The following is a 9,038-nucleotide window of genomic DNA, read 5'->3' as shown; positions in this document are numbered from 1 at the left end:
TGTTTTGCATTTCTGTAATTGGCACATCCTCTTCATCAAGTTCGTCCATGTTTAACTGTCCGATATCTACAGCTTCAGGATCATATGTCTTCCATTCTATTGCCTGCCAGGTTATTAGCAAAACAAGAATAAGACCTAACTGCAAATAAAGAGTTCGGTTTCTATTTAAATCAGCTTTTGGATTTTTCTTAGGTTCCATAATGCGTTTAGTTGTTAAGGGTTGCTAAAATAAAGATTTTTTCTAAAAAACTAAATTAATCTGATAGAATAAGTAATTAATCTACAGCTAATTTTCAGTATAAGCTCAAAACTATTGAACTTTAAACCGAATTGGGATAGCATAAGAGACCGGCACTGCCTTTCCTCTTTGCTTTCCTGGTTTCATTCTAGGCAGTTTCGAGATCACCCGTTTAGCTTCTTCTTCAAGCTTAGGATGAGGAGCACGCGCCTGCACCTGCTCAATTTCACCCTGAGTATTTACCACGAACAGGACCGTTACCAGGTTCATTCCCGTTAGTCCTAATTTCTCTCCGAGTCTGGTATCAAATTCTTTACCAACGAACCTGCTGATTTGTTCACTCATGCAGCTCTTCCTGTCTGCATTATTATCCAGATCCTCACAACCTGGAAATAATGGAACATCTTCAATAAATTTAAATGGGACCGTTTCTACATCCTCATCAGGCTCTGCGTCAATAATATCTTCCGGTTCCACAATATCATCCAGATTGATCTCAGTGGGAGCTATATCATCTTCTTCTACATCTGCATCGTCTGGAGCAATTTTAATTTCCGGAGGCTCTACGGGTGGCGGTGGCGGTGGTGGTGTTTGGTCATAAACGGTTACAGGAACTTCCTCCTGGGGCAGATCATCCAGGTTCAGCACATCTTTGCCTGCCTGAGCAGGATCATAAGTTTTCCATTGAAATGCCTGTAGCGTAAATAATAATGTAACAATAAGTCCAATTTGAAGAAACAGGACCCAGTTCCGACGAAGATCGGCTTTCGGATTTTTTTTCGGTTTCATAAAAAGCTAGGTTAATAAAGGTTAATTACAAAGAATACCTGCTTTTCAACTTTTTTATGGTGGGCGCCATTACCAGGAAAAAGATGACTGCAAGCAATACACCAGTTGAATTTGCCAGGCCATCCCACCAATCGGGTGTCCTGTAACTGGTTAGAGTTCCTTGTAGAACCTCAATTAACATACCAAATAGAAAACATGCGATAGCAACCCAGTAGAGATTAGGGCGATAACGCGTAAAATCGGTGCTTTTCAGAATAAAAAATAGTTTCCACAAAACACATAAAAACAAATATGCTCCGGCATGGAGCATTTTGTCTGTAGGATCGAAACCACCTACACTTACTTTAAAGTTCATCACGATTAAAGAAAAGTACGTGATGGCACCTGTATAAAGAAGCGCTAAAATTAAAACTAATTTATGCACCTACTACTTCCTGATATTCTTCGGCAGAAAGAAGACCTTCAACTTCAGAAGTGTCTGATAGTTTGATCTTGATCATCCATCCATCTCCGTAAGGATCATTATTTACTTTTTCCGGCTCATCTTCAAGACTATCATTAAATTCAATAATCTCTCCTGAAACTGGCATATAAAGATCTGAAACGGTCTTTACAGCTTCTACGGTTCCAAAAACCTCTTCTTTTTCAAGGGTTTCATCCAGAGTTTCTACCTCAACATATACGATATCCCCAAGCTCACCCTGGGCAAAATCTGTAACTCCGATAGTCGCAGTGTCTCCTTCAATTTTAACCCACTCGTGGTCTTTTGTGTACTTTAATTCTTGTGGAATATTCATGTGCTAGTTTTATCTTGTGGCAAAGTTAATTTTTTCGCTGAATTGTTCAAATATGCCTTCGTTAATTTCCGAAATTATAGATCAGGGTAAAACCAGATCGGATGGTTGTTTGTGGAAATGCCGTTGAAACTGCATATTCAGAGAATGTATGATCATAATAGAACCTCGCCGTTAAGTTTCTGGTAAACGCATAATCTGCCTTGAAATTGATAGACCAGATATCCTGTCCCGAGATTGTCTGGTTATTGGCAAGATCCAGATACCTTACAATGGTTCGGTTCTTACGGTAACTAACATCGGTCCTGAAATTAAGATCACTGCTAAGCACTCTTCTTCTTCCTCCAAGCGCCGTTGCAATCTTTAGATCTCTCAATCTGTAACCGAGTCCAAGAGTATATTCATTTCCACTGTATTCTGTGAGCAGGTTATTATCAAAACTGAATGCGAGCGAGCGATCTTTCTCCATTTTCGCCATGATCTGTATACTGTTCTTGGTTTCAAAATCGATAAGTGCAAGCGGAGTAAATAGTTCTGTCAACACCACGTTTGAGAAAAGAACAGGATTCTTAAAATCACCTGCCTGGTTCAATGCTTCAGGATCTGCAGGATCATAATCAAGGTTTGTCTGGTATTGGTTCAATGTATAATCTGCGCGATATCCATGGTTTATGGAAAATCTTCGGAACTTATCGCGGAACCACTCAAAACGCATCAATCCTGTATACTTAAGATTCCAGTTTGGAATAGGTACATTTCTAAAAGCACCTAACTGGACACTTCCAGCATCCTTTCCAGAATACGCCGCGATGAATGCTGGCAACAATACCGCCTGGTTCGTTTTACCAATACCTCTTGGAAAACCTTCTTCATCCACATCTGTAGGATCTAGACCACGCTCACTGGCAATTCTTCTAGCGATTTCAATTCTGTTCGCCCTGAAATTCTGAAATGCTTCAGAACTGGCCTCATTAGATTGCTGGAAACTTGTCGCGATCAATAATGTTGAAATATTAAAGTTTCCGTAGGTATAAGGAGTAAGCGATTGATAATTCATACTCACAGGATCTACACGATAATTTTCAGAATAATTCTCGGCCTCGTTCTTTCTCCCGGTAAGTTCAATAGTAAGATCTGGTATAAAACCGAAACCGGCCTGGTAATCGAGCTGCTCATTTTTCACTGCGGAAAACTGCTGATTGAAATTCTGAAATAACGTAAGCCAACCTCTTTCTGCCGCCATTTGCCTGATATCATCCTGAAAACCAAAAGTAAATCCAGCGGTTGGCCTGAAAGTTCCCATAAATCCAACACTCTCTGTATAACCTGGAAGAAATATCCCGCGGCTATTGCGATAGTTGATCTGAAAAGTTTTCAATCCTGTCGCGATCCCGATAAGCGTATTATATCCTTTGTTAGATTTTGGCTTAGCTTTTTCCTCTATCTCTTCATCTTTTTCGGAAGGTGGACCAAGTGTTGGAATTCCCCTGCTCCTTTCCTGAATACTTTTCCCGGCACTGTTATTCTTCTTCTGAACTAAACCAACATAATTATATAGATCCTGAAGATTTAAACTGGCATTGATCTGGTGCGTATTGGAATTCTGAACACTGTTTCCTATCGTCGGAATATCTTCTAACTGCTGGAAACGCTGAGATCCTCGCTGCCATTGAAAGTCTCCGGTATAAGAATAAGTGGCGTTCACGAACTTTAAGACTGGTATCTTTTCGAAAGGCAGGTCATAATTCACTTGAAGTGTTTGGAAATGCTGATTTGGTTCTCCAATATTAAAAAAGTCATCCCATACTCCTATAGAATCATCAGCAAAACCTTCATCATCTATATAATTTCTTATGATTCTGTTATTGCTGGCGTTGAATGCAAAACTCAAAGACCTGGTCAAATTATAATTGATTCCATACTGCCAGTCGAATAAAAAGTTACGTTGGTACAGGGTTGGTATTCCTATATCGCTATCACTTAGATCCAGAGAACGGAACTTTTGCTGATTATACTGCCGGAAGATATTGGAACTCGCATTGATGTTTGTTGGCAGGTAATTAATATTAAAATCTCTGAAAATGGCGAAATAATCACTGCTGTCCAGAACTGCCAGATTCTTTAAAGGCTCCAGGCTTTTCTGCGGAAAACTAAATTCATAAGTTCCACCTACTCTAACACTTTGATCGATACTTTCTTCGATCTCGAAATCCCGATGGTCTACCTGATTGTAGGAAGTAGCAAAAGCAAAATTCTCAATATCATAGGGCATCGGAGTTCGTTCCCCGGTACGCTCTTTTCTTAGCCCAATTACGTTTATGCTCTGTCTTTTTGTATAGGATTGTGACTGCTTCTCTACCGCATCTCTTTGTGCTGGGTCCTCAATATTATCAAGCCTTGTGTCCAACTCCACATCCAGAAATTCCTGATCGTATTTTGGCGTGATCAACTCCTCTCCCCGGCTATAGTTCACAGGTATTTTCACACCCCATTTCTGCGGAAGCAACTGTCCCATATTTAGGTTTGTAACCACATCATATTGTTGAAGATCTTCCCTGCTTCTCTGGTTAGGCCCCTGTCCTAAAGCTCCAAATCCTACCGTACTTCGTCGTCCTGTAGCTGAAATATTGGCGAAATCTGCAAGGTTACTATCCATGCTTACCACTCCGGCCCAGCCCCCTTCATTTTTAAGGTCTGAAAGTCTTAATTCGTTAAACCATACTTCTCCGCAAAGATCGGTAACCCCATCTTCCCTGGTTCCATTTTTTACTCCAACCATGAGCAACCTTATGTTTCCAAAACTTGGATTTCCTTTTACTCCAATACGTAATCTCCCCATATCATAGGGAGCTTCAGCATCTACTTCCTGAAGATCTTCAGTAAAGAAATTCAAGTCGGTTGAATTCAAAGTTGGATCTCCCAGTACTGAAGTTTTTACCTGTTGTAACAGATCCAGTTCCAGGTTCATTCTGTTCACTTCCGGCCAGATCTCTTCCGCAGTAGAAGCACCAAAAAGTGTTGGTGCCAAGGGTATTTCCACCTGGTAGAAGTTGTCACTAAAATCAGTTCCCATTCTAACAAATGCGACCAACTGTCCATCCTTAAGCGGCTGGCGGTTAATTACAGATTCAGCATGCAGGAACATTTCAAGATTCTTATACTGCCGCATATCGATCTGGAAATTCTTATAAACTGCCCGGGCATCCTGAGGTTCCAGATCACAAACGCTTAAGGAAAGTGATTGTTCGTTTTGACGTAAGCTGGTATTATTTTGATACAGCTGTTCTCTTTGAACTCCCGGAGGCAATCGATAAGGAATAGGTTGCCTGTTCTCGTTTTCTTCTATATTCACAGCATTTACTTCAAAGGAAGTATTTGGGTTCTCCAATTGCCCTGAATCCTCAAATAAGCTCTGGTTATACCTCCTGTAGTCTCCCCGAACAAGATCCATAGTTCCAAATCTAAGGATGGTTTCATCCTGAAAGTCGCTAAGGAACATTCTTATAAAACGAATGGACCTAAAATCTGCGATACCTCCAATGGCATTGGTGGGTTCAAAAATTGGCACTTTAAACTGCACCCAACGCACCGGCAGATCCTGTCCATTTCGAAGTGTGGTCGTTAATTCCTTAACGTCTGTGATGTACTGGTTATTATCAATATTCATCCCCCGGAAAAAAGGGATCTTATATTCGAAATAACTATTGATGGTATTCATCGTGTTATCCCGGTTAATATCTTCAGTAGTAGGTAATGTGGTATTACCTCTATTAGTATCAGAAACATCTGTTGGTGAGTTGCCTTCAGTTCCATTATAATCCAGGTATCGATCTAAAACACTACCATCCCGATTCAGGAAATACTCGTAATTATCTGCAGAAGGATCGGCAAGGTTTCCATAATCCGGGAATTTCAATGCTTCTTCAGCATCAAGTAGACCGTCGAAACCTGCATCCTGAAGCGTTCTTCCATCTCCTTCAGAATCAAATGCATACACCAGTGAATTATCTGCCGGTGTATTTCCGAACGCAGAGGTGATCACATTGGCTTCGCCTTCACCTTCGGGTAGTCCGTTTTCATATTGTTTTCGTCCATCCTTCAGTACATCTTCAGAAATATTTCCCAGGTTAAAGTTTATGAGTCCGTCGCTTTTATTAGCATTTTCAGCATATATATAAGGATCCATTACCCAGAACTGAATATATTCCACATTGGTTTGCTCGAAATTGGTCGTATTTATAGGACGGGTGATTCCCGCGAAATTATTCCCGGGTACAGGTAGCGTATTCCCACCAGCTGCTGCAGGATTATAATTGTAAGGACCACGAACCGAGGGTTTATAATTCACATCCATTGTGTAAACAACTTGCGGCTGACCCTGCACTACATCTGTATTTGGAAAGATCTCATTCAGCGCAACCCTTCTGGTCGCATAACTTGAAATATCTGAATCACTGATCCCATCTGGCCTGTTGTTACTATAGAAAATTGGATCTATTGTATACCAGCTCATTTTCGCTCTTCTGTAACCTGCACTCAGATCTCCATTCGCAAGTTCGCCGCCAAAACCAACCGGAACACTGGAGAGTTCCCATGCTAAAGGATTATTAATATCAATTACCGTTTGTGCAGCTTCAAAATCATCTATATAAGTAGTAGCCTCTCCATCAAAATCATTAGAATTGGGCGATCCCGGTAGCAAATAAGCAAATTCTCCACGTACAGATACATTAGACATAACGTCTGTATCAATATTTGGAAGTTTATTCACCAGCCTGGTTAAAAATGGAACTTCTGTACTGTAATTCAGGTTTAAACCAAGAATTGTATTGTTGATTGGCTCGTAGCTGTAATTAGCTTTCTGGGTAAGCGGGCGCTCTTTAAGATTTATAAAAGTACCCCCGATAAGGAAATTTTCATTGAATTGATGTTCTACATTGAGCCCAGTAAATCGCTTGGTTTGCTGACCGAATAAAGCATTATTTTCCGTATTTACCTGGATTGGAATATTGGAAGCAAGCAAGCCCTCATCAAGGATCTGGACTCTTCCAAGTTCGTAATTCACTACATAATCCACTCCTTCCTGAAGAATCCTTCCTCCCGCAGTTACAGTAACCGATCCAGGCGGTAGATTGAATCCAATTGGAATACCTTCTACCTCAGCCGACTTATACCTACCCTTTAACTGGAATTTGTTCTTATCTGCCTCTTCCTGCTCTGCCTGGGTTTTCGTAGTACGATACATAGCACGAAAAACATATTTTTCCTGGTTTGCATTCCAGGTTTCCGGGATATTATAATCTTCACTACCTGCGTTGGGATTCTCATCCAGTTTTCGGAAAAGGTGTTCACCAAAAGGTTCTACCGTTGTAAAGATGATATTACCATTTTGAGGATCGATGGTAATTTGCTGAACATAGTCAAAGAATCCATCCCCGTCATTGATTGGGTCATTATTGGTATTCAATTCATCCAGCCTGAAAACCCGCAATAATGGAGTTTCATTAACATCTGCAGGCAGCGTGGTTCCTTCAACAGGTTTGATATAGTTTAAGGGCTGAGGATCTGTATACAGTATATTCATTCTAAAATCTTCACGTTCCAGTTGATACGCATTAAGACTATAAATGTTCTTCATCATCAGGTCCCAGATAGGCTCCTGAACATTGGTGATCGTACTTTTAAGTAACTTAACCACAAGATTCTGACTAGCCCTGGAATTGGTTCCGGTTGTTGGCTCTTCGGTTCCGGGATCGTTGGTAGCATTCACTCCATCATTAGCAAATTCACCAACCTGGAAAACCTCGCCATTGATCGTATACTGAAATGCAACCCCAAGCACCTCATCGTTGCTTAAACGTTGATTCAAACTAATATATCCAAGCTGAGTATTAACGGTATATTCTGAAGGTTTTAGTTGTCGCGCATTTTCCAGTTTTGCATAGTCGGTTCCTTCGGAAACAGTTATTGTTCCAAATCCCTGGTCTACAGTAGCGATATCTCTGATAGCCTGATTCAGTATAGATTCACCATTCCCGTTTATTCCGAAGGGATTAAAATCGTTTACAAGGTTATCTGGAAAAGCTCCTGCTGGCTGATTGAAAAATCCGCCCGGCGGTGTATCCAGTCCAATATTCCCGGGAACATTGGATTCCCCAAGATCCTGGATCGCTACGATATTTCGCGTATCCTGAATATTCTGGATATTGTTGGTTCTGTTCGTGACCCAAACCTGAATCCTTTTGATCTGAATATTGGTATTGATAAACGGATAGTTTCTTAGCGCTTCATCATAAGTATCGCGGAAGTAGTGCGCCAGGAAAAAGTGCCGGTCGGCATCATAATCCAGAGCAAATTTGGCAAATTCCTCTACGGTTGCCCCACCTTCCACATTAACCGTACGTCGCTCTGATTTCTGTTCTGAAAATACTCCGGTGATCCTTGTTTTTCCAAACTGAAGTTCGGTTTTGAAACCAAATAGACTTTGCGCACCCTGAATAAGTGCATTGTTCAAAGGCATATTTACGTTACCTACTTCAATTTTCTGAACGATATCATCCTCGTTTGGCGTATACTCAAGTTTCAGCTGGTTTTGAAAATCGAAGGTTGACTCGGTATCGTAATTCGCGGTAACCTGAAGACGCTCTCCAATTTGTCCCAGCATGGAAAGACTAATCCGCTGATCGAAATCAAAAGATAAGTTGCTTCTGTTCCTTGGAGAAAATGCCGGGTTATCCTGTTTGGTATAGAGAAGTCCAAGATCTATTTCTACCGATCCCTGCGGAACGATATTGATTTCAGAGCCACCAAAAATGCTTTCAAATAAATTATTATTGACATAGAAATCTGGCAAAAGATCACGCTGAATATCTTCGGTTCCTTCCTTTCTACCAGAAAGTGCATCATTTTTCAGCTTAAAATAATTACGCATTTCCTCTTCCAGCACCAGGTCTTCATATTCCTGCGGAGTAAGAACTAAAGGCAGCCCTATATTGATCTGTCCTACGCGTTCCCTGTAAAAATAACGGTTGAGGATAGGATCATATTCGTACCTGGATTCTATAGATTGTGGATCTGGGAGCTGAAGCTCACCTAGAGCAAAGCCCGCCTGGATGGTGTCCTGAGGAGTTTCCTGAGAAATGGCGTCTATAGAAAACACCATAAATAGCAGGAAAGTCAGGCGTACCGGTAAAGACAATTTCAGGTAATTGTTCTTC

4 protein-coding genes and 1 pseudogene are annotated in these 9,038 nt (G+C 40.9%); all 5 read right to left on the bottom strand.

Features of this window, described 5'->3' with window-relative positions; translation table 11 throughout:
* A pseudogene (locus ACNI3T_RS09405) lies at nt 1–199 on the bottom strand (energy transducer TonB); the annotation flags it as partial.
* A 111-nt stretch (nt 200–310) separates the two neighbouring features.
* Nucleotides 311–1,027: an energy transducer TonB gene (locus tag ACNI3T_RS09400; protein ID WP_418227569.1), complete on the bottom strand. Its 717-nt coding sequence runs from the start codon at nt 1,025–1,027 to the stop codon at nt 311–313.
* A 25-nt stretch (nt 1,028–1,052) separates the two neighbouring features.
* Nucleotides 1,053–1,382, bottom strand: coding sequence for a VanZ family protein (locus ACNI3T_RS09395; RefSeq protein ID WP_141879249.1), 330 nt, complete (start codon nt 1,380–1,382; stop codon nt 1,053–1,055).
* A 61-nt stretch (nt 1,383–1,443) separates the two neighbouring features.
* Nucleotides 1,444–1,824 (bottom strand): glycine cleavage system protein GcvH, encoded by a 381-nt coding sequence (gene gcvH, locus ACNI3T_RS09390; RefSeq protein ID WP_299154481.1) that lies wholly within the window; start codon nt 1,822–1,824, stop codon nt 1,444–1,446.
* Between the two features lie 61 nt (nt 1,825–1,885).
* Nucleotides 1,886–8,983 carry a T9SS outer membrane translocon Sov/SprA gene (gene sov / locus ACNI3T_RS09385; RefSeq protein ID WP_418227881.1) on the bottom strand — a complete coding sequence of 2,366 codons (7,098 nt, stop codon included), beginning with the start codon at nt 8,981–8,983 and terminating at the stop codon, nt 1,886–1,888.
* Nucleotides 8,984–9,038: the final 55 nt, after the last annotated feature.

Source organism: Christiangramia qingdaonensis, from assembly GCF_048381525.1.
Taxonomy (GTDB): domain Bacteria; phylum Bacteroidota; class Bacteroidia; order Flavobacteriales; family Flavobacteriaceae; genus Christiangramia.
This window is presented reverse-complemented; position numbering and strand designations above follow the sequence as displayed.

Bases quoted from the DNA above. Each gene is read 5' to 3' on its own strand.
- ACNI3T_RS09400 (WP_418227569.1), bottom strand. From the start codon at position 1,027: ATGAAACCGAAAAAAAATCCGAAAGCCGATCTTCGTCGGAACTGGGTC.
- ACNI3T_RS09395 (WP_141879249.1), bottom strand. From the start codon at position 1,382: ATGAACTTTAAAGTAAGTGTAGGTGGTTTCGATCCTACAGACAAAATG.
- gcvH (WP_299154481.1), bottom strand. From the start codon at position 1,824: ATGAATATTCCACAAGAATTAAAGTACACAAAAGACCACGAGTGGGTT.
- sov (WP_418227881.1), bottom strand. From the start codon at position 8,983: ATGGTGTTTTCTATAGACGCCATTTCTCAGGAAACTCCTCAGGACACC.